The sequence below is a fragment of the Gammaproteobacteria bacterium genome (assembly GCA_019911805.1).
In the GTDB taxonomy this organism is placed as follows: Bacteria; Pseudomonadota; Gammaproteobacteria; order Thiohalobacterales; family Thiohalobacteraceae; genus JAHJQQ01.
Genome location: JAIOJV010000077.1, coordinates 137,864 through 164,861, shown reverse-complemented (window position 1 = coordinate 164,861; position 26,998 = coordinate 137,864). Strand labels below are relative to the sequence as shown.

Sequence of the window (26,998 nt, the reverse complement as noted above, 5' to 3'; positions counted from 1 at the left end):
CCCTATTGCGGCGTATATTCCTTGCCGAAATGGACCGTATCGAGACCGCCTTTCTCGAAATCCCCTACCGGTGCCGCAAACGCGTCTCTGACGAGTAGCTCGTATTCGCCCGTCAATGCCTTGAGCAACGCCACCAGATCCACCTTCTCCTCGGCAGACAGGCCAAGCGGCTTGATGAGCGGGCTCAGAAGTTCGTTCGGCACACCGCCTCCATCGTAGAATTCAACGACTTCTTCCAGTGTGGCGAATACCCCGTTATGCATATACGGCGCCGTCAGCGCGACATTCCTGAGCGAAGGCGTCTTGAATTTCCAGCGGTCATCCGGATTTCCGGTCACCAGGTACCGCCCCAGATCATTGTGGCGCTCCCCACCCAGCTCCTCGAACACCTCCGGTCCGAACTCGAAATACACCCCGGGAGCGATCAGCACTTTCGCATGTTGCGGCTGTTCGATCTTCATCGCGTGGCGGTAGCCATTGCCGGTGTTATGCAACTTGTTGTCGGAGAATACTGCGTATTCGGACCCGACCGTGTGACAGGTGATGCACGCCGCCTTGCCGCTGAACAGCTTGAAACCCCGCTGCGCAGCCGGTGACATGGCATCCTCATGCCCACCGTAATACCATTGATCAAAAGGTGAATTACCGACTACCAGGACGCGCTGATAGCTCGCGAGCGCCTTGCTCACGGTGTTCATATTGGCGGGCTCTCCGCCATACGCCGCCTCGAACAGACCCCGATAATCGGGTAGCGTACGCAGCCGCTCGACGACCAGCCCGATGGAAGGTGCGGCCATCTCATTGGGATGCAGAATCGGCTGCCAGGCCTGATTTTCCAGACTCGACTCGCGACCGTCATGAAAGAACATCTGCTGATAGGCGACGTTGTAGAGGGTCGGTGTATTACGCCCGACACTACGGCCCTCCGTACCCACCGCAATCGCCAGTTCGTTGTTGGTGAATCCCTGTTCCGGGATATGGCACATGGCACACGACTGGGTGCCATTCAAGGACAATCGACGGTCGTAGAAGAGCTTTCTGCCCAGTTGTACGGATGCTTTCGTGAGGGGGTTGTCCGTCGGTATTTCGGTTGGGGGCAGGCCCAGCGACTGGGCCCTCGCCCGGTCGATCAGATCGACCGCCTCACCCACACGTTCGACCAGGGGGCGGGAGCGCGTCTCGTACTCCGGGTCATCGTAGTTACCACGGTAATCGCCGGGTCCATCCACCGCCGCCGCTGCCACGCCCCAGCACCCCAGCAACGAGCCATAGAGAATCAGTCTTCGCATCGCCATCACCTCTCGGGCAGTCCACGTGATCCGCGGGTGAACCCGTCGGTCGTTATCCTCTGCGCCAGTGCATCGACATTGCTCCCCGTCAGTGTCTGCATGAATTCCACCAGATCGGCTTTGTCCTGCCCCGTCAATCCCAGCGGACGGATTCTCTCATCGATGAATTCATGCGCGAATCCGCCGCGATCGTAGTACTCGACGACCTCCTCCAGCGAAGCCATCGATCCATCATGCATGTAGGGTGCGGTCCGTGCGACATTGCGTAACGAAGGGGTCTTGTAGGCCCAGCGGTCATCCGGATGCTGGGTGGCCTCATACAAACCCAGATCATTGAAGGATTGCTCTTCCGTACCGGCCAATGCATCCTGGTCGACCTCGATGACAACATCAGAACCAATGACGATTCTTGGCGGTTTATCGTCATCATGCATGGATCTGTACCAGCCGATTCCGGTGTTGTGCAGCTTGTTGTCCGTGAATAACGCGTCCTTCGGCCCCACCGTATGGCATGCCGCGCAGCCTGCCTTGCCAGTGAACAGATCGAAGCCCCGCCTTGCCGAGGCGCTGATCGCATCGGCCTGCCCGCCGTAACGCCAGCGATCGAACGGCGAGTCCGCCGCAACGAGGGTTCGCATGTAGGCTGCCAGGGCATCCGATACCGTCTGCATGGAGACCCCCACACCCGGGAACGCCTGCTCGAACAACACCGCATACCCCTCGACCGCCTCGATTCTGGATAGCATACCCCCAACGTCACGATTGCCGGTCGTCGCATAATTCAACAACTCGTCCCATACCGCGGCCTCGAGCGAAAACTCCCTGCCATCCACAAACAGGCGTTTCATGTAGCCCACGTTGTACAGGCTGGGGGCATTGCGCCGCAGACTGCGTCCCTCGAAACCAATGGCCCTGGCCATGGAATTACTGGTGAATCCCTGACTGGGGATATGGCAGTGAGCACACGACAAGGAGGAGTTGGCCGTCAGGCGCCTTTCGAAGAACAGCGTTTCTCCCAGCTTGAACAGCGCGCGGTCGGCCGTCGTACCACCGGCCGTGTTCGTGGCCGGAAGCCCCAGCGGTGGGTTGTGAACCCGGGCGAGTCTGGCATCGATCGCGCTGGTCGTCGCGTCTGCCACCGCAGACTGTCGCGGCTCCAGACCACCACCCGGCAGCGCCAGCGTACGGATATCCGCCAGGATGACGTCGGTATGGAGAAACGAGACACTGTAGATGTTACGTATTCTCTGTTGGGCGTCGATGAGATAGACCCGCAAGACGTGCGCTATCGAACCCGCGCGCGCGCCCTCCGCAGCGAGTTCCTTCTGGATGGTCTGGCCATAGGATGCCAGGATCGGATCCAACGCCGCGGCCGATGCCGTGGTCACGTACTTCCACTCCGTGGCACCGTCCGGAATCCCGTTCTCATAGAGACGCATCACCTCCGGAGTATCCCGCTCCGGATCGAAGCTGAGACTCAGCAGCTTCACGGAGCCCGCCAGATCGGGATCCTTCTCCAGCCGGGCCTTCAGCTGATGCAGAACGAACGTTGCCAAGGGGCAGCCGTTTGCATCGGTGCAGGAACTGTAGATAAAACTGAGTACGACGATCTTGTCGTCGTAGAGATCATGAAGGGTGGTGGGTTCGCCGCTCGATGCAAGCACCACACCATCGGCCGCCGCCTTTATCACCGGAAGAAAATAGCTTCCCGGGACGGGGGCAGTGAACCCGAGCTGTCCATAACCGGGGGCCGCAGTGGCGGCCTGGCCGGTTTCCCTGGTAACGATTTCCGGGAGTTCCGTGTGGGCCACTGACAGGCTGGGTACCACCAGCAGCAGGTGCGTCAGCAGCGCTGCAATAGCGATCATCGGAATGTCTGTCCAGCTGCGCCTCGAACCTCGCCCGGCGCTCGAACCACTGCACATGAGATACCTCCAGCAGCCGCATGATGGCGGTCATACTCCAGCTGCCAACCGTACGGGTTGGCACGCAGAATAAGACAGATGCCGAAGCATTGCTCCGGCACCTGGTGAACCACATGTCCTACTGCTTGAAAGAGGCGTCCTTCAAAACGACCAGACTTTCCGCCACTGTACCTGCTGCCGCAGGCTGTGCAGCGGAAATCTGAGTATCGAACAACTGTCTCGAGTTGAAGGTAATCAGATGCGCCCGGCCAAGCTTCTGCTTGTAGAAGTCGATTTCCCACTGCTTCGCCAATTCCTTGCCATCCCAGTGATACAGCGTCAGGAACTGCTCATCGTGTTCACCCTTCTTGTCCCAGCTGGACAGCAGGGAGGAGCTGTAATACAGACGCTTTCCATCCCAGCTCTGCGATACCATATTGACCTGGGGACCGATCTTCTTCTCGTATACCATCTTCGCATGGAACGGATCGGACACATCGAACAGCCGTGTGCTGCCATCCATGAAGGTATCGATCCAGAGATACCGGTCATCCGCCGAGATGGAGAACGCCACCGGGATCGGCACATTGGCCGGATCACCGATCGTGCCGACCTTCTTGACGCTCCAGCCTTCCTTGACATCGTCGTAGATCAGGAAGATCTCGGAGGTCAGTGCGGTCGTCGTGAAGCAATAGTTGTTGCCCCACGCGCAGCGCACTTCCAGTGGTGCACCGGGCACGTCGATAACCTTCAACGGCTTGCGGGTATGCAGATCCCAGATGACGACGGTGTTCCCGAAGCGCTTCATCGCCTCCTCGTCACCCATCATCTTGCCGAAATCCATCATATAGTTGGACCAGCCGGTGAAGGATGACGTCACCATCACGTTCTTGGCGGGCAGAAAGCGGACATCATAGCCGTACCCGTCCGCATACTTGCCTGACTTGCTCGCTCCCTGCAGGTCACCATCGGTCGGCAGCCAGTAGGTATCGATGTACTCACCTTCATTGGTGTACTCGACCAGTGCCGTACGACCGCCGTGATCCTTGTTGTTCGACAGCGCGCTGATCATCATCCTGCCCGGCATGGCCACGAATGTGTGTGGACCCACCACCCCGCCGCTTGCAGACACGAAGTCATCGATCACCTTGGCGAGTTTGGGTTTGGCCGGGTCGGTGTACACATCGAATATGAAAATCTTGTTGGTATCCAGACCGCCGGCCCAGAGATAACGGCGGTCATCGGTGTAGCCGGAGTGGTGGGCCTCGTTTCTGCCGCCAACCGACAAGACATTGATGACTTCTCCATATTTTCCAGACTTGGGGTCCACATCGACCGTAACCAGCTTGTCCTGCTCGTCACCGACCCCCTCCACGCCCAGGGTCCATACATAGGCGAACTGCTCCTGGCCAACGATCTTGGCCGAATAGGGTGAAACACAGGTCTCATCAGCAGGCGCAGCACTGGGCAGAACCGACCCGGTTATACCGATTACGGCCGCCAGTCCCAGCGTCATGGCAGTGTCTCTGAAAGTCGCTTTGATCATGTCTATCGCTCCTTGCCCTCAAATACGATTGAAGGTCATGTTTTTTGTGACACCCAGGGAGGATGTAGTCCGTCACACACCCTGAAGTCCGTCTCATCAGGTATAGCCAATCCTTAAAGAATTGACATTTGCAAAGCACATGCCACTCACCCGGCACGGGAGAAAGACGCCGTTTGACGCCTTTAATCGATTCATATTCAAAGGATCTTTGAAGCGCACCGACCGCACGCCGAGGGTAACTACCTACCAGGACCGGCAGGGCTGGCTCGTGACATATGTCACGATTAAGAGACAGCGGGCACTCAAGTGATTCTTTAACTGCACAACGCTGTTTACCGGCGCGGGTTCAAGGGGGAGTCGCACGGATTCTACGCACGCAGAGGCCGCCGGCGAGGATCGCCGGCCATCAATTCGTTTTGTCGACCAAAACCACGTAATTGATACGGAGATACCAAAACCTGCATTAACAAAGCCTCACGCCGTGTCGGCAGGTGTCGGCCGCATGGACGCGGCCGTCAAGCCTACAGGGACGTATTCACGGTGTCCTGCCGACACGGCGTGAGGCTTTGTTAATGACTGCCTTAGTAAGATCCGTAGACGCGCCGCGTCGACAGCGCGACCGGTCTTCGATGGTTGGCCCGGGGCGCTGCCGGGCAACCGTATGGGCGACTAGGTGGTGGAGGGTAAAGGCCGTTCGTGATTGGCGTACCGCCGATCCCGTGCACGCTTTGCCAGGAGAACCGCATGGGTGACGTCAACTGCCTGTTTGTTTTCCCGCACGTCATGCACCCGGATGATGGACACCCCGTTCAGAATCCCGAGTGCCGTCATGGCCACCGTCGCATGCCGCAACTCCTCCGGCGTGTCGCAGTTACAGAGGCTCCCCATAAAACGCTTCCGGCTGACTCCAAGCAGTACCGGGTAACCGGTTGGGACACAGTCCTGCAGATTTCCAAGGATTTCCAGGTTGTCGACCTTGCGCTTGCCAAAGCCGATACCGGGATCCACGACGATCTTCTGTGGTGCCACCCCCGCATCCTGCGCCGCCTTGCATCGTGATGACAAAAAGTCGCGTATCTCTGTGACCGCATCGATATAGCTCGGCTGGTCCTGCATCGTCGCGGGCGTTCCCTGCATGTGCATCAGGACGAGTGTCGCGCCACTCTGGGCGGCCACCTCCAGCATGCGGGCATCCGTCCTGGCCGCACTGATATCGTTGATGATGTCCGCCCCCAGTCGAATCGCCGCTGCGGCGACGAGGGCAGACTGGGTATCCACACTGATCCGGACCTGTGCCGGCGTCGAGCTGCGCAGTGCATGAATCACTGGAAGAATCCTGCGACATTGTTCTTCCGGAGAGATCGGCCTGGACCCGGGACGGGTCGACTCCCCCCCCACATCGATGATATCCGCCCCCTCCCGGACCATGATCCTTGCGTGCTCGAGTGCATGGTCGATCTGCAGATGCCTGCCGCCATCCGAAAAGCTGTCTGGCGTCACATTGAGAATACCCATCAGGCGGGGTTTCGATACATCCAGCGCCCGCGGCCGTGATCGGGAAGTGTAGTCGATCGACGTGCCCAGGCATCGCTCGACCAGAGAATCCACTTCGTGCTGCATACCAACGCCTCCATTGCCTGCGTAACGCTCATCCTGACAGAGAGCCAGGGATTGCCTTGCTGATTATCCACCTGCCGACCGTCAACTCAAGCCAGAGATCAAGACAGTCTGAGCCCGCAGACCCGGGGTAACTACCCATTTTCTGACCGCCTCGATGGTGGTATTTTCCTACGCTCAAAGGCCAGAGTCCGACGGCGCCGCCGTATTGCACATGACGTATGGGTGTGTTGCACCGACGTGGCTGGGCAGGCCGTCTGTCTTCGACAAATTATCCCAGAGGTGGACCGATCCATGTTGATTTATGACGCGATAAGCCCGGCACCGCGCTGCCTGCGGATGTTTTTGTTGGAGAAGGAACTGGAACTGCCGGCCGTGACGGTGGACGTATTCTCAGGTGAAAACCGGCAGCCGGAATTTCTCGCCATCAACCCGGCCGGACAGACACCCGCGCTGCGTACCGACGATGGCACCACACTGGCCGAAGCGGTCGCCATTGCGGAATACCTGGAGGAGTTGCATCCCTCGCCCGCCTTGATCGGCAGTGACCCGCTGCAACGCGCGCTGACCCGGCAATGGTGGCGCCGCGTGGAGCTCAACATCACCGAGTTCATCCACAACGCCTATCACTACGCCGAAGGGCTGCCGCGGTTCGAGTCGCGCATCCCGGTGGCCCCCGAGGCGGCGGACGGGTTGAAACGGGTCGCACAAGACCGGCTGCGCTGGCTGGATGGGATGTTCGGTGTCGGCCCGTACCTATGCGGCACACGTTTCAGCGCGGCGGATATCTGGCTGTATGTATGGCTTGATTTCGCGCTCACCGTCAACCAGCCGTTTGATCGCACCCTGCCGCACATCGGCCCGTGGTTCGAACGGATGGAGGCGCGACCCAGCGCAGCGCGCAGCCGGCAACTGCTCCAGGCAGCGTGAGCGAGCGGCCAAACGGGCAGCGCTGCCGGGTACCAGCAACCGGACCCGATGACACCGCAGGCACCACCGACGTCAAACGAACATGACTTCATCCACGTAACACCAGTACCAGCTCTCGCCCGGTTCGATAGAGCGCATGACGGGATGTTGGGTGGCGTGAAAATGCGCGGTGGCGTGCCTGTTCTTCGAGGAATCGCAGCAGCCCACGTGTCCGCAGGTCATACACATGCGCAGTGCCACCCACCGGTCGCCGAGTTGCAGGCATTCCTCACAGCCGTTGGTATTCGGGCTAACGTCGCGAATCGCATTGAGATGGGTGCAGTGTGTGGCCATGCTATTTACCCCGGATGGCGTGGGTTGACGGTGATTCCCTGACGGTCTGTTCCATTTCGTCGGACCCGCAGCGTGGCGGCAGGTTGCGGAGGTGTCGGGCCGGCCACGCCTCGGCCACGGTCGCAGGCCGCAATCTTCGCCAGGAAAGGAGCCTCCCGCTGACTCAGTCGCCGCCGGCAAGTTTGTGTAAATACCCGCGGATCCGCGCGGCGTTGGTACCGACATCACTCTTGCCGACCCGCGACTTCGAGCGCACATCCACCATGCTGCCCGAACCCTCGGCACGCACGCGCACCACGATGTCGTCCTTGAAGCCAAACCAGAACGTGGTCGCCGTGGCTTCGATCCGGCCCTGGTCCGGTACCTCGGCAACGATCTCCCAGCCCATCGCCCTGGCCGCCTCGAGCGCGCGCGGGAAGGCTTGCGCAGCGGGCAGATCGAGGTGCAGTGGCTGGATGTCCGGGTAGGCCGCATGCTGCTGGACCGCCACCTCGGGGCCACCGTATACGGCGGGGTTCGGTGCGTCCTTGCGTAACGGCAGCACCGCCACGAAGTCCGGTGGGTGCATCGTATCGGTGCTGATGTCGTGGATCATTGGTACCGAACGAGCGCGTTGCATCCAATGCCCTGGCAGCCACGCCACCGCAATGCCGACCATGATCGAAACCACCAGCCACGCCTCGGAACCGTGTCGTGCGGCGGGCACGATCAGCGCGATGAGCCCGAGTGCTGCCGCGGCAATACCGGCATACGCGGCCCACTTCAACAGCACGAAACCGACAGTGAATTCCCACCAGCCCAGATGCACCCCCGGGCCGGAAAGCAGCAACAGCACAATAGCGGCCAAGGCCAGCAGCGGAACGATGATGTGGATCATTTTCATGGCGATCCCCTGGGGCGGCCGGTATGCGACGGGGTCGGACGTTGCAGTGGCACGCGTCAGCCGAATGACGATTTTATTTTCCTGCACTTCGATACCGGGTATCTGGACACACCCGGTGAATCATCCAAACTTGACAGTAATCTATAGCACAGGCAGGGGCATACAGCGACGCAATGGGGTGTGACGTTACTGAATAACGTTGCGTTGACAACGTTCTTTTCTCAAACCGGTGAGGTATCAACCAGACAGTCACCCAACCCCGATGATGCACGCCGTAATCCGTTCGTCCGCCCCCGGCAACACCGGGAACGAGCGGAACTTATCGATGAGCTGATCGCCGAACCGGTCTTCCATCCTGATCAGATCGGTGCGGATATCCTTCAACAGCAAGGGCCGGTTGCGCGGTTGCTGGAGTTTCTCGTACCAGACCGGGCGGATGATATCCAGCCAGCGCGCTGCAACCTCGTCCCAGTCAGGCTGATAGTTCACGTTCGGCTTGCGCAGCATTTTCTGGATGGACTGGTAGTGCTGCAACCGGGTCTGGTCCTGATCCTTCGCCGCCTGCTTCAGGAAATGCGCGAGAATAATGTCCAGTTCCTCCAGCGCGCGCTGCTTCTTGCGCGGCAATAGCAGCCGTTCCACTTCCGAGATCCGGCTGACAAAGCGGTTGAGCAGATCGGCGGCCTTGTCGGTCATGGGCAGATCGTCGACCTCGCCGGCCAGGGACTCCCGAAGATTTTCGCAGACCGCCTGCAGGTCCGTGATCGGCGCACCCATGGAACTCGGCATGAAGATCCAACGCGGCGCACCGAAACTCCCCGCTGCGATGCAGAAGAAGGCCCAGGGTCGCTCCGAACGCACCAGACTGACGCGCGACATCACCCGCGCGGTAACCGTACGGTAGGCCTCATAGACCTTGTTGTCTACCAGGGCGCGCTCGCCCAGGATCAGGCTGCGTACCGGCTCGAAGGCATCCTGGATGCCGTCCCATTCGCTGCGTTCGGATTCTTGCTCGTATTCGCGGATGAGGTCCTCCGCACGCAGCGGATCGGCGCGGCGGTTCTGCATGCCTTCCGGCAAGGGCATGTTGGAGCCGAGCAGGCTCTCGACGGTTTCATAGCGCTCGACGAAGCGGTCATCCGAGGACAGGGCGAACTCCGATGCGTCGTCCGGCCACCAGGCCTCGATCTCACGGTGCGGACTATCCATGCGGTCGACGCGTCCCACGCGTTGTTCGGCAATGCGGACGACGCTGGGCATGTCCAGATGCACCAGGGCCGAGGCCTGTTGCAGATTGACGCCCTCCGAGAGGCTGTCGGAGCATAGCCCGATGACCCCCTTCGCCGTCGAGCCCGGTTTGAACGTCTCCAGAATTTCCGCCCGTGCCGAACCGGGATCGCCGGTCGCGACGATCGTGCGGACCTCAGGCTGCAAGGACTTCAGGTGCTGCTGGATCAGCGCCAGGGTCAACGGCCGGCTGTCGAACGCCAGCAGCAGAGCGTGACGGCCGGCGAGTTGGGCGAGGTGCCGAGCCTTGGCGCGTTCGCGCGCATCGCTCATCTGCATCAGGCAGGCATACATCTCTTCGTAGAGGGCGTGGTCGTGCGCGCAGGCGGCGCGGTGCCGTTCGGGATCGCTCAGCCAGTCCGGCAGCGGAATCGACAGCTTGTTCACCGGCAGCCTGCCGGCAAGATCGTCCAGACGCTGCAACTGATTGCCGGTCTCGTCCTTGGTGAAACCCTGTAACTCGAAAACGTGAATGGCTTTGCGCGTGCCGACGATGTGCTCGGCCAAGGCCGCCCGCGAGGAGCGCAGCGAGGCCATGATGACGTAGCAGGCGATCTTCTTGGCCGAGGTCAGGCGGCTGTGCAGGTAGGTTTCCTCCGACCAGCCCTGACGGATGAGTACGTCGGGCATCTCCACCGACTTGATGAAATGCGACACAGCGTACAACTGATCCGCCAACTCGCGAATCCTGGAAGCCAGTTGCCGATCCACCACGGGCTCGTCGAGACCGTAAATCTTCGGAAGATGCCTGGGAAAACGACAGGGATTGCCATCGCGGTCGCGGTAAAGCTCAGGATCGCGCTCGATCAGCGCGTTGAGCATGCGCTTGGTGCGCCGCACCGTGAAGCGCTGGATCTCCTTGCGCAGAACGCCGATCTCCTCCTCCGTCAAGGAACGATTGATGCTCTTCACCCCGAGCATCTTCTTGAAGGCGTTCAGCGTGGACGGCTCCAGATTGTCCGCACCGAGCATGTCGGCGATGCGCAGCAGATCGACCACGCTGCGATTGATCGGCGTGGCCGTGAACAGCAGCACATGGTCGGCCATGTTGCGCAGCAATTGCTGGGTGCGATTGGACTTGAAGTTGAGGAAGTTGTGGCCCTCGTCCACGCACAGGATCTGGGCGCGACGCAGGCCCTCGACCGTCAGCTCGTGGCGGCCGCTGCGCTTGTGGCTGAGGCTGCCATGCGAATAAATATCCAGCGGTACGCCGCACAGCAGCGACTCCCACTGCCAGTTGTCCTGCACAGCGGGCGGACAGACCATCAGTGCCTTGCCCCGGCGCAGCCGGCCGGAACGGATGATCTGGTCCTGTACCGCGCGGATCAGATGCGTGCCCATGCGCGTCTTGCCCGAGCCGGTCGCGTCGGCGACCAGCACGCTACCCTGCTGCGACAGCACCAGCAGGGCCTGGGCGATGCCCTGACGCTGGGTCGGCCACAGATCGGCGTCACCGGGCAGATTGTCCGAATGCAGATAGGCCTTGGCCCAGTCGCCCTCCAACAGCTCGGCGCAGGCGCGCGCCAGGGCCTCCTGCCAGGGCACGACCCGGAGTAGCGCCTCCAGCAGATCGATCAGTTCCTGACGGTAATCGCGGCCCAGTTGCCAGTAGTTCTCGGCGATGGTGACGAGTTCGGCATAGCGCTTGGGCTCCTTCTCGCGGGAAAAGCGCGCGTTGGCCTCGAGCTGCCGCTCCAGGCCGGGCCGGGTGAAGTTCGACGAACCCAGCGTGGCGGCCTGATCACCGACGTAGATCTTGGCGTGCAGGCGGCTGTCCGAGCTGGCCAGGTAGCGGGCCTGTACCTGACCGGATTTGAGCCGCTCGATGCAGTGGATCAGCTTGGCGCTGAGCAGCAGGGAGATGCCGCGCTCCAGCCAGTGGTGCTGTACCTCACGCGCGAAGGACTGACCGCCGACCTCGAAGGATTCGCGCTGCGAGGGAAACGGCTCGAAGCCGAGCAGCACGCGCACCCGTGTGGATTCGCCCACGCCGGCGATGAAGTCGATCAGCCGGTCCAGGGTAGCGTAGCCGGTCACGATGAACGGATTGGCAGACAGGCGCAGGTCGTTGAGCACCTGCTCGGCCACGCGGTGATGGTCGACGTTCAGCGGGAAGCGCTGCGCCTCCGGCCACGGCGCGAGTTGGGCCGCCGAGGCGACCTCGGCCTCGTCGGTGAACAGATCCAGATTGTAGACGCGCGGCCTGCCCCGGCTCATCGCTCTCCCCATGTAGTCATTATCGTTATAGCTGGTCGGTAACGACCCCTTCTTCCCCGAGCATGTCGATGATCTTCACCACGACTGTGCCGCCCTTGCGCGGGGCGGGCAATCCATAGCTACCTTCGATCAGGTGCTGCTTGCGCGCCGGAATGTCGGTCAGGGCGACCATGAAGAACTCGCCGCCGTAGTCGGTATCGATCAGGATGCAGTCAACCGCCCAGTGCAGGTTGCGTCCGCTCACCACCGGCGCGGCACGTCCAGCACCCGACCGGGATTGCGCCGCAGCAGTTCCGGGAATCCGCGTCCGAAGGGTGGCGGTTCCTGGGGGATCTTCATGGCCTCGGCTGGCAACTGCTAAATCTTGCTCAATCAGCACTTGGTTGGCAGTTCAGCCGCTTATTACTAATTCTTGTCAAATTAGCAGTTCATTAGCAGTTGATGCCCTTGGCGTCTACCGCCTCGCCAGGACTTAATCATATTGTCAATTCAATCTGTTAAACAATCTTAGCTGGCCGGCATCGGAGCGGTACTGGCCACGCATCCAGCGATGAAATCATGCACGGCCGCCAAGGCGTCCTGGCCGGGAGGAGTCCATCCCATCAGTTCACAATGGCTACCCTGCGTTCCGATGCCCCAAATTCCCTTAAGGCCTGGAGATTTCCGAGGCAACCCATGCCTTGTGATGTACGCACGTATGGCGTACACTTCGAAGGTCAGAAGGAGATCGCCTCAATGGCCAACACAGAAACCATCAAGCAACAGCGCATGCATATTCGCCTCGATTCCCTGTCCAAGCAGAAGCTTGAGCGAGCGGCTGCGTACGTTCATAAAAGTCTGTCGGAATTCGTTCTTGTGCAGGCTCTGCACGCAGCCGATGAAGTGATCCTCGAACATGAGACGTTGACCCTGACGCAGGCCGATTGGGGCGTATTCCTGGACGCCCTTGAGAATCCCCCCAAGCCCAGCGCCAAGCTCAAGCGCACCTTTGCCGAACACAAAAAGCGCGTACAGCAATAAGAGGCTGCCCGCTTGGATCTGATTATCTCACCGCTGGGAAATTCTCATGAGCGGGAATCCTTCCATTGCGGTGAGCACTCCCTCGACGAATACCTGCAGCAATATGCCAGCCAGGACATCAAGCGACGAATCAACAAAGTATTTGTCGCCTCGCCGTCGGAAGCCCCGTGGCAGGTAATCGGCTACTACGGTCTCAGCGCCGGCAGCCTGGATGCCAATGATTTACCCGAAGGGCTGCGCAGGAGGCTACCCAGGTATCCGGTTCCCGTGGTCCTGCTGGGAAGGCTCGCCGTTACCCAATCCCACCAGGGGCAAGGCCTTGGATCTATTCTGCTCGCCGATGCCTTGCAACGTATCGTTCAGGCCAGCCAGGTGATGGCGGTCTATGCCGTAGTCGTCGACGCCTTAGATAATCGAGCCGCCGGGTTCTACCAGCAATTTGGCTTTATCCCCCTACCCAGCCAACCACTGAAACTGTTCCTGCCAATGGACTCCGTCGCTGCTCTGTTTGATTGAGTTGCTGCCTGTTACCTTCGGTGCCTTCGTGAAGGCCAGTTAGCGCAGGAGAGCAAACCATGGAGTACGAACAGACGGTATATCCCCCCTTGAGACTATTTTAGAGGAGGCGACATCTATCCTGACATAGGGTCTGTTCACAAAGGGACCCATCGAGGGCCACTTTGTGAAGGGTGGGATGACCGCCTCCGCTGCGCTGCGGCGTTCTCCGCGGCCTGCGGCCGCTTCGTCGAACGGGGGTTCTTCATCAAGGCTACCCTCACCGTCCAAAAATAGAAAAGGCCCCGCGCGGGGGCCTTTTCTATTTTTGGCGGAGAGGGTGGGATTCGAACCCACGGTACGCAAAGCGTACACTTGATTTCGAGTCAAGCACTTTCGGCCACTCAGTCACCTCTCCAGGGATTGGGTGGGCATCTGCGCGAAACTACTGCGAAACGCCACACATCCTGAACGCGGGATTTTACCTCAGGCCGGGCGGAAAGACTAAATCTTTGTTCCGCCTACCCGCTAAAACCGGTTAAGCTCGGCACTCGGGCCTCGACCATACTCCTCATGCGACGGTTACTCTTCATTTCGCTCTGGTGCCTTGTGCTCGCCGCCTGCAGTCGGCCTGATACGCTGTTGGAGCGGGTGCAGGATGCGGGCGAGCTGATCGTCGTCACCCGTAACGGCTCCACCACCTATTACGAGGGCCCGCACGGGCCCACCGGCCTCGAATACGATCTCGCGCTGCAGTTCGCCCAGCACCTTGGCGTGCGGCTGAAGATGGTCGTACCGGAGGATTTCGGTGACATCCTGGGCATGGTGGAGCGCGGTGAGGCACACCTGGCCGCGGCCGGCCTCACCATCACCGATGAGCGCCGCAAGCGGGTGCGCTTCGGACCCAGTTATCAGAAGACCACCCCGCAGCTCGTCTACCGCATCGGCAATGCCACGCCGCGCAATCTCGACGATCTGCACGGCACCCTGGAGGTCCTCGCCGGCTCCAGCCACGAAGAGCGGCTGCAGCAGCTGCAGGCCGAATACCCGAACCTCACCTGGCGCAGCAACAACACGCTGGACACCGAAAACCTGCTGGCCCTCGTCTGGGAACAGGTCATCGACTACACCATCGCCGATTCCAACGACATCGCCATCCACCAGCGTTTCTATCCCGAGCTGCGCGTCGCCTTCGATATCAACGGCCCCGAGGAACTGGCCTGGGCCTTCCGCAGCAGCACCGACAGCAGCCTCTATGATGAGGCCGTGACGTTCTTCCGTGAGCTGCGCGCCGGCGGCCAACTCGACGAGCTGCTGGAGCGGCATTACGGCCATGTGCAGGATTTCGACTACGTCGGTACGCGCCGCTATCTGGCCCATATCGACCAGCGTCTGCCGGAGTTCATTGCACTGTTCGAGGATGCCGCCACCGAGACCGAGCTGGATTGGCGCCTGCTGGCGGCGGTCGGTTATCAGGAATCGCACTGGGACCCGGAGGCCCGTTCGCCGACCGGCGTGCGCGGCCTGATGATGCTGACCCGCAACACCATGCGCTTCCTCGGCCTGGAAGACCGTCGCGATCCCGAACAGAGCATCCTCGGCGGGGCACGCTACCTCCGCCTGCTGAAGGACAAACTGCCCGAGCGCATCACCGAACCCGACCGCACCTGGCTGGCACTGGCCGCGTACAACGTCGGCTACGGCCATCTGGAGGATGCGCGCGTCCTCACCCAGAAGACCGGCCACGATCCTGACAAGTGGATCGACGTCAAGGAGCACCTGCCGCTGCTGACGCAGAAGAAATGGTACTCGCAGACACGCCACGGCTACGCCCGCGGCCGCGAACCGGTGCGTTACGTGGAGAATATCCGCAGTTACTACGACATCCTGGTGTGGCACAGCGAGCGCCAGCCGGATACAGCGGACACCCCCGGTCCCACCTTTCCGACCGATCTGCTGACCCTCTGAGACCGACTACTACCCTCTTCGGTCGCGGAAGAACCCCTGCAGCAAGGCGGCGCACGCCGTGGCGTCCACGCCCCCGGTCACGATGATGCTGTGGTTGTGGCCGGGCACGGCGAAGGCGTCGAACTGGCTGCCGGCAGCGCCGCGCTGGGGATCGAAGGCACCGAACACCAGCCGGTGCACGCGCGCGTGCAGCATGGCGCCGGCGCACATCAGGCAGGGCTCCAGGGTGACATACAAGACGGCGCCCGGCAGCCGGTAGTTGCCGGCGGCCCGCCCGGCCGCGCGCAAGGCGACGATCTCGGCGTGCGCACTGGGATCGTGGTCGGTGATCGGCCGGTTCCAGCCCTCGCCCAGCACCTGGTTATCGCGCACCACCAGCGCCCCGACCGGCACCTCACCCATGGCCGCGGCGCGCCGCGCCAGCGTCAGGGCGTGCCGCATCCAGTGCAGGTCCTGGTCATCAGGGAGGGAATCGGTAACGGGCATCCGGGTTCGGGCAGGTTGCAGGATCCCGGCGGAGTGTAGCGGATATCCCCCGGCCCGTGCAGGGCAGGCCCCCGCCCGCCGCGGCGACGCGCGTGCCGGCTGCGCCGCCGGTCGGGAGCCGCCGTACGCCGTGCCTCGCGGCACCCCTACTCGTGCCGCAGGGCCTCGATCGGATCGAGCCGCGCGGCGCGGCGGGCGGGGAAATAGCCGAACATCACCCCGATCGCGGCGGAGAATACGAAGGACAGCAGGTTGATGGCCGGATCGAAGATATAGGGTACCGACATCAGACCCGCCAGGAAGATCGACGCGGCGGCGGCCAGCACGATACCGATCAGCCCGCCCAGGCTCGACAACACCACCGCCTCGATCAGAAACTGCAGCAGCACCTCGCGCTCGAGCGCGCCGATGGCCAGCCGGATGCCGATCTCGCGGGTCCGTTCGGTGACCGACACCAGCATGATGTTCATGATGCCGATGCCGCCCACCAGCAGGCTCACCGCCGCCACTGCACCGAGCAGCAGGGTGAGGATGCGGGTCGTGCCGGTCAGGGCATCGGCGATCTGGCGGGTGTCCAGTACCCGGAAATCGTCCTCTTCGGACTCGCTGATCTTGCGCCGCTCGCGCAGCAGCAGGTCGAGCTGTTGTTTGACGGCGTCGATCGAAGTGCCGGTGGCGACCGACACCATGATCATATTCACATCCACACTGCCGGCGAGACGGCGCTGCACCGTGCGCAACGGCATGATCACGGTGTCATCCTGATCGGACCCCATCGCCGACTGCCCCTTTGCCTTGAGCAGGCCGATCACCTCGCAGGCGAACTGCTTGATACGAATCTCCGCGCCGACGGGGTTCTGCTGGCCGAAGAGCTTGTCGCGGATGGTGGCGCCGATCACGCACACGGCCTTGCCGGCACGCTCCTCGGCCTCGGTGAACTCGCGCCCGGCGGCAATCTCCCAGTTGCCGGCCGTGAAGTAGTCGTTGGTGGTGCCGGTCACCGAGGTGGACCAGTTGTTCGCCTGGTACACGGCCGTGACCGCACTGCTCACCACCGGCGCCACCGCCGCCACGCCGCTGATCTGGGTATGCACGGCCTCGACGTCGGCGAGCTTGAACCGGGCCGCGGCCGTCGCGCCGGGGCCGTAACGCTGGCCGGGCCGTACCATCAGCAGGTTGCTGCCCATACTCGCGATCTGGTCGGAGACCGACTGGGTCGCGCCGTTGCCCAGCGTCACCATGGTGATCACCGCGGCCACGCCGATCACCACGCCGAGGATGGTGAGGAACGAGCGCATCAGGTTGCGGCGGATGGCGCGCATCGCCAGCATCAGTGTGTTCCACCACATCAGGCACGCCCCTGCTGACGGGCATCGCTGTCCACCCGGCCGTCGACGAAGCGCACGATGCGGTGGGCGTAGGCGGCCATCTCGGGCTCGTGCGTGACCATCAGCACGGTGATGCCATGGTCGCGGTTGAGGGCGACGATGAGGTCCATGATCTCCTCGCTGGTGCGGGTGTCGAGGTTGCCGGTAGGCTCGTCGGCGAGCAGCACGATGGGCTGCGTGACGATGGCGCGGGCGATGGCCACGCGCTGCTGCTGGCCGCCGGACAGCTCACCGGGGTTGTGGTGTTCCCAGCCCTCGAGACCGACCTGCCGCAGCGCGGCGCGCGCCGCCGCATGGCGGGTGGCGGTCGGCGCACCCCGGTAGATCAGCGGCAGCTCGACGTTCTCCAGTGCGGTGGTGCGCGCCAGCAGGTTGAAACCCTGGAAGACGAAGCCGAAGAAATGCCGCCGCAGCAGGGCGCGCTGGTCACGCGACAGCTGCTCCACGTGCACGCCCTGAAACAGGTAGCCGCCGCGGGTCGGCATGTCCAGGCAGCCGAGGATGTTCATGGCGGTGGATTTACCCGAGCCGCTCGGACCCATCACCGCGACGAATTCGCCCTGGGCGATGTCCAGATCGATGCCGCGCAACGCATGCACCGCAGCCTGGCCCTCGCCATAGGTCTTGGTGATGCCGGTCAGGCGGATCAACGACGCACTTCCGGCCATCACTTGGTGCTCGCGATCTCGGTGATGACCTGCATGCCAGGCTGCAGCTCCCCGTCAAGAATCTCGGTGACGCGGCCGTTGGTCGCACCGGTCTTCACCTGCAGCGCGACCGCTTGTCCGTCCCGCAGCACCCAGATGCGCCGGCTACCATCCGCTGCCGTCACCGCCGCAGCACCTCTGGGCCGGCTTGACGGCCGCGGCATCAAGGTGCCGAAGACGCCGCGGCTCGCAGCCTGCTCCGAGGTTGGGTCCGGCGGGCTGAAGCGCAGCGCGGCATTGGGCACCAACAGCGCGTTTTCGTGGGTGAGCGTGGTGATCTCGGCGGTACCGGTCATGCCCGGGCGCAGACTGAGGTCGCTGTTGTCCACCTGCAGCACGGCGGGATAGGAGATGACGCCGTCGGTATCGGTGGCGTTGTAGCCTACGCGGGTGATCTGCGCCTCGAAACGCCGCCCCGGCCAGGCGTCGACGGTGAAACTGGCCGGCAGCCCGGCCTTGACCTGGCCGACATCGGCCTCGTCCACATCGACCTTCAGCTCCATCTTGGAAAGATCCTCGGCCAGCGTGAACAGCGTCACCGCCTGCAGCGAGGCGGCCACGGTCTGACCCGGATCGATCGCACGTTCCAGCACCACGCCGTTGATGGGCGAGCGGATGTGCGCCTTCTCGAGGTCGGTTTGGTCGGAGCGCAACGCGGCCTCGGCCTGGACGACGCTCGCCTGGGCGCTCGCCAGGTTGGCCACGGCACGCGCCAGTTCGGCCTCGGCGGTGTCCATCTCGGTCTTCGACGGCACCTTGCCGCCGGACAGGCGCGCCACCTCGTGAAAGCGCTCGAGCCTGGCGCGCGCCTCCGTCACCGTTGCCTGCGCCTGCTTCACACTCGCCTCGGCGGCGCCGACGGCGGCGCGCGATCGGGCCACGGCATCCTCGAACTTCGACAGATCGAGCACGGCCAGCACCTGGCCCTGAGTCACGCGGTCGTCGTCGTCGACGAACACCGTCTCGACCGTGCCGGACATCTCGCTGCCGACGTTGACCTGGTTGGTCGGCTCGAGCCGGCCGGTCGCCGAGACCTTGACCACCAGGGTGCCGGTCGTCACCTCGGTAGTCCGATACTGCGGTGCACCCGAATCGCCGTTGCCACCGAACAGAAAATACCCCACCGCCAGCAACGCGAGCAGCGCGATGACCAGCGGCAGGCGCCAGCGGCGCAGAAAACCGCGGCGACCACCCTGCGCAGCGAGGATGGCTTCGAGGTCAGCGCTGGCGGCGTGCGGTTTGCTGTTGTCGTTCATGCCGGGCAACCCGGATTGGCCACGGGATCCCACGGGAAAACACCCATGCAATCGGGCATCGACCTGTCCGTGTGCTTCTGGCGCTGGAATGATGGCTCGCGACTCATGACGTGTTCCTGGGCTTTGCGGGGGTGTATGCCGCTGCGGGTGTCGGCTCGGGTTCGGGCGACCAGCCGCCGCCGAGGGCCTTGTAGAGTTGGATCTGAGCGGCCGCGAGTTCACCGGTACTGTTGGCGAGCTGGTCTTCGAGGTTGAGCAGGGTGCGCTGGCTGTCGAGCACCGAGAGGAAATCGGCCAGCCCGGTGGCGTACCGGTGTTCCGCGATGGCGAACGCCTCCCGCGCCGCAGCGACCGCCAGGGCCAGCTGGGCACGGCGCTGGTCGGCGTTCGCCACCCCCACCAGCGCGTTCTCGACATCCTCGAGCGCGGTCAGTACCGCCGCCTCGTAGGCCAGCCGTGCCTGTTCGAGCAGCGCGTTCTGGATCTCGATGTTGGCAACGATGCGGCCGGAATGAAAGATCGGTGCCGTGACGCTGCCGAGCAGCGAGCGGGTGTCCGCACCGCTGTCGCCGAGGCCGGAAAAGGTGAGTGCCTCCAGCCCGATCGAGCCGGACAGCCGGAAGCTCGGGTAACGGGCCGCCTCGGCCTGGCCCAGACGTGCCGTCTGCGCCGCCAGGCGGCGTTCGGCGGCGCGTACGTCGGGACGCATGCGCAGCACGTCGGCCGGGATGCCCGCAGCGGCCGCGGTGCCGGCGAGCGGCACGGCAGCGGTGGCGGTGAGACGTGCCTGCAATTCACCGGGGGAGCGGCCGAGCAGGACCGCGAGCCGGTTATGCGCCTCGGTCACGGCGGTGCGGAACGTTGGTATGGCGGCACGGGCACTCTCCAGATCGGTACGCGCCTGGGCGACATCGAGTGCCGAGACCAGCCCCGCCTGCAGGCGCCACTGGGTAAGCTCATAGGTCTCGCTGCGCGCGGCGACGCTGGCCTCGGTCACGGCCAGACGGCGTTCCGCGGTGCGCAGATCCACGTAGTTGCGCACCACCTCGGCGGCCAGCGAGACGCGCGTGTCGCGCAGGCTTTCGGCGCTGGCGCCGACATCGGCCGTGGCCGCCTCCACACCGCGGCGCAGCCCGCCGAAGACATCCGGCTCCCAGCTGGCGTCGAAGCCGGCGCTGTACAACTCGCGCGTGGCGCCGCTGCCGCTGCGCTCGCTGGAGGTGCTGCTTGAACCCGACAGCGACGCGTCCAGCGTCGGCCCGAGCTGCGCCCCGGCCAGGCCGCGCCGCGCCCGCGCCTCACGCAGTTGGGCGCGGGCGGTGGCCAGATCGAGGTTGGCCGCCAGCGCATCGGTCACCAGCGCATCGAGCAGCGGGTCGTGGAATTGTCGCCACCAGTGGGCGAGCACGGCAGTATCCAGTGCGCGCGCCTCGGTCGCGGCGCTCCACTGTGCCGGCACAGCGGGCGGCGACGCCCGGTAATCGGGCCCCACGGCGCAACCGGCCAGCACCAGCAGCGCGGCGAGTGATGCGTAGACCGTGGCGAGCTTAGGCAACACGGAACTCCTGCGTGACCGGCCAGGCCATTCCCGTTGCGGGGAGAGCCGTGATGGCGAATGGTACTGGTAAACGAGCCGCGAAACCCCGGTATCGGCAGTCGGTTCCCCGGCAACCACCGGGACGAACGCCATGAAAAAAATATTACTCAATGATTATCCTGACAATATATCACACCGCAACTGCGGCCCTGAAGTGCCTGCCGGTACCGGCCCTGGTGACCCGCCGGGTGCCGGCGCGACGCGACCGCGACGCAGGCCCGCGTTCCGACCCGCTTTCAGACCGCAACTCAAGCTGAAATACTCATTCCGGCCACGGCAGCACACAAAGAACCCGGCCAAGATCATACGCTTCACACCACCACCCTCCTCACCCGCCAGGTACTGCGCCGGGACTTGGCGACGCTGTTTCATGGCGGTGTCTTCCGGGTGCTTCCGTGGCAACTAGCGCTTTCGGGTTCAACGCGCGCGCTCTGCACGGGAACCTTTTCTCATCGCCACGCATTGCTACCGGCATAGCGCTGACATCGCCCCTGCGACCTTGCGCACACCGGCACGCCGGGCTGCGCGTTGGGCTGCAGGCCCACTGCACGAACGACCCGCTGGTAACGTGGAGAACACCATGACGCTGACACTCGATTCCCGCCTGGCCGTGTCCATCCTTGCCACCCTGACTGTCGCCGGCTGCGGCGGCGGTAGCGGCACGGACGCGACGCTGGACCCGCAGCTCGTCGCCCAGGGTAAGGAAATCTTTCGGTCGGACACCTTTGGAGACGAGATCTTCTGGACGGACGTCCTCGGCATGCACGAGGTGATTGCCACCGCAGTGGACCCCACGACTGCGCTCGCGGTCGGGTTGAAGGTGGATGCCGCTGCGCTGCCACCCGCCGTGGTGCAAGGCATCCAGGACGGCTCCATCAGTCTGACAGACCCTGCCACGACCGTGGCCCTGCTGAAGCTCGATGCCGTGGTTGGACTGAAGGGCACGGTCGAAACCCTCAACGGCATCGACTCCCTGACACGCGTAGGAACGACGTGTGCGCTCTGTCACTCCACGGTGGACGACTCCTTCGCCCCCGGGATCGGCAAGCGCCTGGATGGCTGGGCAAACCGTGATCTCGATCCCGGTGCGATCATCGCGCTCTCGCCCGCCGTGCCGGCAAGCGCCAAGGCCGTCTATAACTCCTGGGGCCCGGGAAAGTACGATCCCCGCTTCAACCTGGACGGGCTCAACGGGCCGCAGGTCATTCCGCCCGCGTATGGGCTGCAGGGGATACATCGCATCACCTCCACGGGCGATGGCGATGACATCGCCTACTGGAATCGCTATGTCGCCGTAACGCAGATGGGTGGGCAGGGCTCGTTTTACGATAGCCGCACCGGTGTGAACGTAACCAATGGCACCGACGATCTCGTGTCCTCGAAACTCCCGGCGCTGCAGGCCTACCAGTTGAGCCTCCCGGCACCACCCGCCCCCGCCGGAAGCTTCGATCCGGTCTCTGCGGCACGGGGCAAACTGGTATTCGAGGGTGTGGGACAGTGCGCAAGCTGTCACACCGGCCCGACCATGACCGACGCCAACATCATGCTGCACCCGCCCAGCGAGGTCGTCAGTGAACCGGAGCCCGGTGGGGCACCGAGCTATGCATCACGGACCGCGACGCAACTGTACCGTACCGCACCGCTCGCGGGGCTGTGGCAACACCCTCCCTACTTCCATAACGGCAGCGCCGCCACCCTGGAAGTGGTCGTGGAAACCTATGACACAAAGAAAGTCCTTGGACTGACGGATATCCAGAAGGCGGATCTCGTTCAGTATCTGAAGAGCCTGTAATGTCGCTTTCGCAGGGCTGCGGTACTCCTTGAGAAAGTGGTGGTGGTCGGGACCGGCACACCGACTTGCTAACCGGTCAACCCGGGCAGGTCCACACCAAGCAGCGGTAATAGAATGATGACGTTCAGCGACAGCACTACGGTCGAAGCCGCGACCGCCAGGCCGATGATGAGCGGGCGGTTGCGGTAGACACCCATGATGTCACGCCGGCAGGTGAACCATAACAGCGCGAGCATCGGGACCGGCAGCGCCAGGCTCAGCGCAACCTGACTCAAGACGAGCGCGCGTGTGGCATCGACACCCCATGCCACCACGACGAAGCTCGGGATCATGGTGAGGAGGCGGCGCACCCACATCGGAATCGCGAAGCCGACGAAGCCCTGCATGACCAACTGACCGGACATCGTCCCGACCACCGAACTCGCGATACCCGAGGCGATGAGCGAGAGCAGGAACACACCCGCCGCGGCGACACCGAGAATCGGTGTAAGCGTGTGGTACGCGGTCTCGATCTGGGCGACCTCGGGGTGCCCTGCATGAAATGCCCCGGACGCCATCACCACCATCGCCAGATTGATCAAGCCGGCGATCGTCAGCGCAACGAGTACCTCGATATGGGAAAACCTCAGCAGCTTCACCCGCTCGGCCTCGGTCCTCGCAGGCGTGCGGTCTTCGGTGAGGCCTGAGTGCAGGAACAGGGCATGCGGCATCACCGTCGCGCCGATGATGCCGGCCGAAAGAACCAGTGCCTCGGCATCGGGCACACGGGGTGTGACCATATGCCCCAGCAGGTTGAGCCATTCGACGGGTGCCATCATGAGTTCGGTGATATAACACAGCCCGATGATGCCCACGAGGGCACCGATCGTGATCTCCATCGGCCGGAAGCCGAATTTGTCGATCAGCAGCAGGCCATAGGTGATGACTGCGGTAATGACCATGCCGACCAACAGTGGCAGGCCAAAGAGTAGCGACAAACCGATCGCACCGCCGATGAATTCGGCCAGATCGGTCGCCATTGCCGCGATCTCACTGATGACCCACATCACCAGGACCAGCGGCGTGGGAAAATGCATCCGGCACAACTCGGCTAGATTGCGTTCGGTCACGATGCCGAGCTTTGCCGACAGCGCCTGAAACAGCATCGCGATGAGATTGGCGAGCAGCACGACCCACAACAGGTCGTAGCCATAGTGGGCGCCAGCTTGTATGTTCGTCGCGAAGTTGCCCGGGTCCATGTAGGCAACCGACACCACGATCGCGGGACCTGCGAACGGCAGCAACGCCGCCATCCCCCGACGGCGACCCTCCAGCACCTCGCGGACTGCGAGAGACGTGCTCTGGGTCATCGTCAGACGCTTGGATCTGTCTCGCTCGCGGCCGTTCACCTCTTTCCCGGGCGGGCGTTTACGGCTGCACGAAGCCGCGCCCTCCTCTCACGGTGCCTTTCATCCGGGCTTTCCGCCCACCACGATCATGACCCAAACCGCAGGGATAAGGCGTTGCGCGCAGACGACGGGATGGTGCCCGATGCCACCGCACGGCGGCCCTGACTCCCCACCAGCCCCTTCATTGCCCCAGCGCACAGATATTTTTCCCCAGCTCCAGCTCCTGCGCCTTGCGCTCATCCGGACTGGCAAGCCCGGCGTTGGCCCGTTTGATTTCGATATAGGCCTCGGGAAATTCGGGCAGGCTCGACAGGACATAATCGGTGAAGGCCTTCTCGCCCTCGACCAACTTCAGCAGGCCGGGATTGTGCAGCTTGAGCTCTCCTAACGTGGCCCGGTAGACGCCGTGCTCATCACCGACCGTGATGTCGCTGAAATGTCCCGGCAGGATCACTGTTTCGTCCGGCATTGCCAGCATCTGCTGCAGCGAGGCGTAGAGCAGCGGCGCCCAGGTTTCGGCCTTGCCACCCAGGTCCGGGCGGGCGATGGACTCGAGAAAGATGCTGTCGCCGTCAAGCAGATAGCGCCCGTCGACGAGGAAGGCCACCATGCCCAGGGTATGGCCGGGGAAATGCAACACCTGAATCTCGACGCGGCCGACGGGAAGCACCTGCCCCTCTTCCAGATAGTGATACGGTATGCGGGCCGGCAGCATGTCCATCGGATGGATGGCATCATAGGGATGCAGGTAATAGGGAATGTGGTCGTGCTCGCCGAGCGCCGGCCCGCCGCTGAGGTGATCGGCATGGAGATGGGTGTCCAGCACCAGTTCGATGCGGGCGTCCGCGGCGGCAGCCAGCTCGTGATAGGTCTCGAGGTGTCGGGCGGGGTCGACCACCGCGGCGTGCCCGTCGCTGATCAGCATGTGACTCACGCAGCCGCGGGCCGGGCGCACCACCTGGAAGAGCGAATACCGCGCGTTCTCCTCCACCAGGCGCCAATAATAGAAATTACCCCAGGCCTCCATGCCGCCTTCCAGGTTTGCCGCATCGAAACCCAGACGGCGCAGCCCCTCGGCAACGTATGCGGAGGTCTCGCCCTCGGCACAGACGGCGAGGATGGGTCGATCGTCGGGCAGTTGTCCTTTGAGCTGCGTCTGCACCCCCCGCATCACGGCCTCGGCGACATCCTCCTCCTCGTGCTCCAGATCGAGCAGTTCGAAATAGGGGACATTGAGCGTGGGTACCGCAGCATGAGGGCCTTCCACCCGCCAGCTTTCGAATTCATCGGGGTTACGCACATCGAGAATAAATATCGGCTCGTTGCGTAGCAGCCGCTCCCACACCTTTGCCGGACTCGAATTGCCCGAAACCTTGTCTGACATGGGTTACCTCCTGAGGAAACGGCGCTGGCACATCCCACCGCTACGGCGCACGCTCTGCCACATCCGCTCGGTCCATCCTGTATGTTTCGAAATATAGTCGATGCCTGTCCGGGCGCAACGCAAGGTGCAGGATCATCCAGTCCCGCCCCGCGCCTTACGATCTGGCCGGAACGCACGCCGGGCACCCCACTCCAATTGCCCGGACCTTGTAAAAGTGCGCACAGGTGCTAGCTTAAAAACTGGCGGAACAGGCCCGATCCTGACCCCGGGCCGGACGCCGGAAATCCCCTTAGACAATACAAGGAGAACGTAATATGGCTGCATCCAGCCCTGGTCTGCACGAGGCGGCCGACGCCTTGGGCCCCGAGGTGATCGACCGACATCGCGCAATCGTCTCGATCATGGAAGAACTGGAAGCGATCGACTGGTACGACCAGCGCGTGGCAGCGACTGATGACGAGGAATTGGCGGCCATCCTTGCGCACAATCGCGATGAGGAGAAGGAACACGCTGCCATGGTGCTGGAGTGGCTGCGCCGTCGGGACCCCCAGTTTGATGAGCATCTGCGCAATTTCTTGTTCATCGATGAATCACCGCTGGAGCGGGAACACGAACTGGAGGCAGGTGGCGGACAGAGCCCGGCTAGCGACGGCTCTCTCGGCATCGGCAGTCTGCGCGGGGGGGTGAAATCATGAATGACCTGCTACGGGATCTGGCACCCATTTCCACCGAGGCCTGGACAGCCATCGAGGACGAGGCGCGGCGCACGCTCAAGACCATGCTCGCGGCCCGCAAACTGGTTGATTTCGTGGGTCCTCTGGGGTGGGGGGCGTCTGCCATCAGCCTCGGCCGCAGCGAGCGGCTGAAGAGCGATCCTCACAAGGGCGTGGAGGCGCGCTTGCGCCAGGCACGGCCACTCGTGGAACTGCGCATCCCTTTCGAGCTATCGCGGGGCGAACTCGAGGCCGTCGGTCGCGGCGCCGATGATCCGGATCTCGACCCGGTGCGGGAAGCCGCACGCGCGATTGCGCTGACTGAGGACAAAGCCATCTTTCACGGCTTCCACGATGCCGGCATCGGTGGGATCGTCGCCGCGGCCAGCGCGGCCAGATGCACGTTGAGCGAAGACTACACCGAGTACCTCGGCGTGGTGGCCGAGGCCTTGTACAAACTGCGCAATACCGGCGTTGATGGACCGTACGCCATTGCCCTAGGGCCGCGCTGTTACACCGGGCTGCACAAGACACTGGATGGCGGCTACCCGGTAATCGAGCACGTGCGGCGGTTGCTGGATGGTCCCATCATCTCCGCCCCGGCGATGGACGGCGCAGTCGTGATGAGCCTGCGCGGTGGCGACTTTGAACTGACCGTCGGCCAGGATTTGTCGATCGGCTATCTCGAGCATACGGCGGCAACGGTACGCCTGTATCTGCAGGAAAGCTTCACGTTCCGGGTGTTGGCGCCCGAGGCGGCGGTGCCGCTCATATACGGCAAAGGTAAAAAATAACGGG

22 protein-coding genes and 1 tRNA gene are annotated in these 26,998 nt (G+C 63.0%); 7 read left to right on the top strand and 16 right to left on the bottom strand.

Annotated elements, in window-relative coordinates; genetic code table 11:
• Window positions 1-2: 2 nt before the first annotated feature.
• The 4 genes from K8I04_09905 to folP form a co-directional block, all read right to left on the bottom strand.
• The gene (locus K8I04_09905) at window positions 3-1,295 is read right to left on the bottom strand and encodes a methylamine utilization protein MauG (GenBank protein ID MBZ0072024.1); all 1,293 of its coding nucleotides are present in this window, start codon (window positions 1,293-1,295) and stop codon (window positions 3-5) included.
• Complete coding sequence (locus tag K8I04_09900; protein ID MBZ0072023.1) at window positions 1,295-3,157, bottom strand: SCO family protein; 1,863 nt, start codon at window positions 3,155-3,157, stop codon at window positions 1,295-1,297. The genes K8I04_09905 and K8I04_09900 overlap by 1 nt, the downstream gene beginning before the upstream one ends.
• 175 nt (window positions 3,158-3,332) lie before the next feature.
• Window positions 3,333-4,709: a selenium-binding family protein gene (locus K8I04_09895; protein MBZ0072022.1), complete on the bottom strand. Its 1,377-nt coding sequence runs from the start codon at window positions 4,707-4,709 to the stop codon at window positions 3,333-3,335.
• 699 nt (window positions 4,710-5,408) lie between these two features.
• Window positions 5,409-6,359, bottom strand: a complete 951-nt coding sequence (gene folP, locus K8I04_09890) for a dihydropteroate synthase (protein MBZ0072021.1) — start codon at window positions 6,357-6,359, stop codon at window positions 5,409-5,411.
• Window positions 6,360-6,650: 291 nt separating this feature from the next.
• Here folP and K8I04_09885 point away from each other — a divergent pair, with 291 nt between their 5' ends.
• Window positions 6,651-7,286, top strand: a complete 636-nt coding sequence (locus K8I04_09885) for a glutathione S-transferase family protein (GenBank protein ID MBZ0072020.1) — start codon at window positions 6,651-6,653, stop codon at window positions 7,284-7,286.
• A 72-nt stretch (window positions 7,287-7,358) separates the two neighbouring features.
• Here the strand turns inward: K8I04_09885 and K8I04_09880 are convergent, their stop codons facing one another.
• The 4 genes from K8I04_09880 to K8I04_09865 all read right to left on the bottom strand — a co-directional run bounded on the left by K8I04_09880 (window position 7,359) and on the right by K8I04_09865 (window position 12,250).
• Entirely contained in the window at window positions 7,359-7,619 is a 261-nt protein-coding gene (locus K8I04_09880) for a UBP-type zinc finger domain-containing protein (protein MBZ0072019.1), read from the bottom strand.
• Window positions 7,620-7,782: 163 nt separating this feature from the next.
• Complete coding sequence (locus tag K8I04_09875; GenBank protein ID MBZ0072018.1) at window positions 7,783-8,502, bottom strand: DUF1499 domain-containing protein; 720 nt, start codon at window positions 8,500-8,502, stop codon at window positions 7,783-7,785.
• Between the two features lie 249 nt (window positions 8,503-8,751).
• On the bottom strand, window positions 8,752-12,006 hold the full coding sequence (locus tag K8I04_09870; GenBank protein MBZ0072017.1) for a helicase: 3,255 nt from the start codon (window positions 12,004-12,006) through the stop codon (window positions 8,752-8,754).
• Window positions 12,007-12,031: 25 nt separating this feature from the next.
• A complete protein-coding gene (locus tag K8I04_09865; GenBank protein MBZ0072016.1) occupies window positions 12,032-12,250 on the bottom strand; it encodes a hypothetical protein in 219 nt (72 codons plus the stop codon).
• Between the two features lie 491 nt (window positions 12,251-12,741).
• On the opposite strand from K8I04_09865, the gene K8I04_09860 reads away from it, so the two are divergent.
• Together K8I04_09860 and K8I04_09855 are read left to right on the top strand one after the other, a co-directional pair.
• Window positions 12,742-13,026 carry a DUF1778 domain-containing protein gene (locus K8I04_09860; protein MBZ0072015.1) on the top strand — a complete coding sequence of 95 codons (285 nt, stop codon included), beginning with the start codon at window positions 12,742-12,744 and terminating at the stop codon, window positions 13,024-13,026.
• A 12-nt stretch (window positions 13,027-13,038) separates the two neighbouring features.
• Window positions 13,039-13,542 carry a GNAT family N-acetyltransferase gene (locus tag K8I04_09855; protein ID MBZ0072014.1) on the top strand — a complete coding sequence of 168 codons (504 nt, stop codon included), beginning with the start codon at window positions 13,039-13,041 and terminating at the stop codon, window positions 13,540-13,542.
• 308 nt (window positions 13,543-13,850) lie between these two features.
• Here K8I04_09855 and K8I04_09850 read toward each other — a convergent pair.
• Window positions 13,851-13,939: transfer RNA gene (locus K8I04_09850), tRNA-Ser, on the bottom strand.
• Between the two features lie 155 nt (window positions 13,940-14,094).
• On the opposite strand from K8I04_09850, the gene mltF reads away from it, so the two are divergent.
• Complete coding sequence (mltF, locus tag K8I04_09845) at window positions 14,095-15,489, top strand: membrane-bound lytic murein transglycosylase MltF (protein ID MBZ0072013.1); 1,395 nt, start codon at window positions 14,095-14,097, stop codon at window positions 15,487-15,489.
• 9 nt (window positions 15,490-15,498) lie between these two features.
• On the opposite strand, the gene tadA is transcribed toward mltF, so the two are convergent.
• The 5 genes from tadA to K8I04_09820 form a co-directional block, all read right to left on the bottom strand.
• Window positions 15,499-15,930 carry a tRNA adenosine(34) deaminase TadA gene (gene tadA, locus K8I04_09840; GenBank protein ID MBZ0072012.1) on the bottom strand — a complete coding sequence of 144 codons (432 nt, stop codon included), beginning with the start codon at window positions 15,928-15,930 and terminating at the stop codon, window positions 15,499-15,501.
• Window positions 15,931-16,121: 191 nt separating this feature from the next.
• On the bottom strand, window positions 16,122-17,324 hold the full coding sequence (locus K8I04_09835) for an ABC transporter permease (GenBank protein MBZ0072011.1): 1,203 nt from the start codon (window positions 17,322-17,324) through the stop codon (window positions 16,122-16,124).
• On the bottom strand, window positions 17,324-18,013 hold the full coding sequence (locus tag K8I04_09830) for an ABC transporter ATP-binding protein (GenBank protein ID MBZ0072010.1): 690 nt from the start codon (window positions 18,011-18,013) through the stop codon (window positions 17,324-17,326). Before K8I04_09830 ends, K8I04_09835 begins: the two co-directional genes overlap by 1 nt.
• A 17-nt stretch (window positions 18,014-18,030) precedes the next feature.
• Entirely contained in the window at window positions 18,031-19,326 is a 1,296-nt protein-coding gene (locus K8I04_09825) for an efflux RND transporter periplasmic adaptor subunit (protein ID MBZ0072009.1), read from the bottom strand.
• 103 nt (window positions 19,327-19,429) lie between these two features.
• Complete coding sequence (locus K8I04_09820; GenBank protein MBZ0072008.1) at window positions 19,430-21,016, bottom strand: efflux transporter outer membrane subunit; 1,587 nt, start codon at window positions 21,014-21,016, stop codon at window positions 19,430-19,432.
• 487 nt (window positions 21,017-21,503) lie between these two features.
• On the opposite strand from K8I04_09820, the gene K8I04_09815 reads away from it, so the two are divergent.
• Window positions 21,504-22,715 (top strand): hypothetical protein, encoded by a 1,212-nt coding sequence (locus K8I04_09815; protein MBZ0072007.1) that lies wholly within the window; start codon window positions 21,504-21,506, stop codon window positions 22,713-22,715.
• 68 nt (window positions 22,716-22,783) lie between these two features.
• On the opposite strand, the gene K8I04_09810 is transcribed toward K8I04_09815, so the two are convergent.
• Together K8I04_09810 and K8I04_09805 are read right to left on the bottom strand one after the other, a co-directional pair.
• Window positions 22,784-24,064 carry an Nramp family divalent metal transporter gene (locus K8I04_09810; GenBank protein ID MBZ0072006.1) on the bottom strand — a complete coding sequence of 427 codons (1,281 nt, stop codon included), beginning with the start codon at window positions 24,062-24,064 and terminating at the stop codon, window positions 22,784-22,786.
• Between the two features lie 220 nt (window positions 24,065-24,284).
• Window positions 24,285-25,487 carry an MBL fold metallo-hydrolase gene (locus K8I04_09805; protein MBZ0072005.1) on the bottom strand — a complete coding sequence of 401 codons (1,203 nt, stop codon included), beginning with the start codon at window positions 25,485-25,487 and terminating at the stop codon, window positions 24,285-24,287.
• A gap of 314 nt (window positions 25,488-25,801) precedes the next feature.
• On the opposite strand from K8I04_09805, the gene K8I04_09800 reads away from it, so the two are divergent.
• Together K8I04_09800 and K8I04_09795 are read left to right on the top strand one after the other, a co-directional pair.
• Entirely contained in the window at window positions 25,802-26,182 is a 381-nt protein-coding gene (locus tag K8I04_09800; protein MBZ0072004.1) for a ferritin-like domain-containing protein, read from the top strand.
• Window positions 26,179-26,994 carry a bacteriocin family protein gene (locus tag K8I04_09795; protein ID MBZ0072003.1) on the top strand — a complete coding sequence of 272 codons (816 nt, stop codon included), beginning with the start codon at window positions 26,179-26,181 and terminating at the stop codon, window positions 26,992-26,994. Before K8I04_09800 ends, K8I04_09795 begins: the two co-directional genes overlap by 4 nt.
• Window positions 26,995-26,998 lie beyond the last annotated feature (4 nt).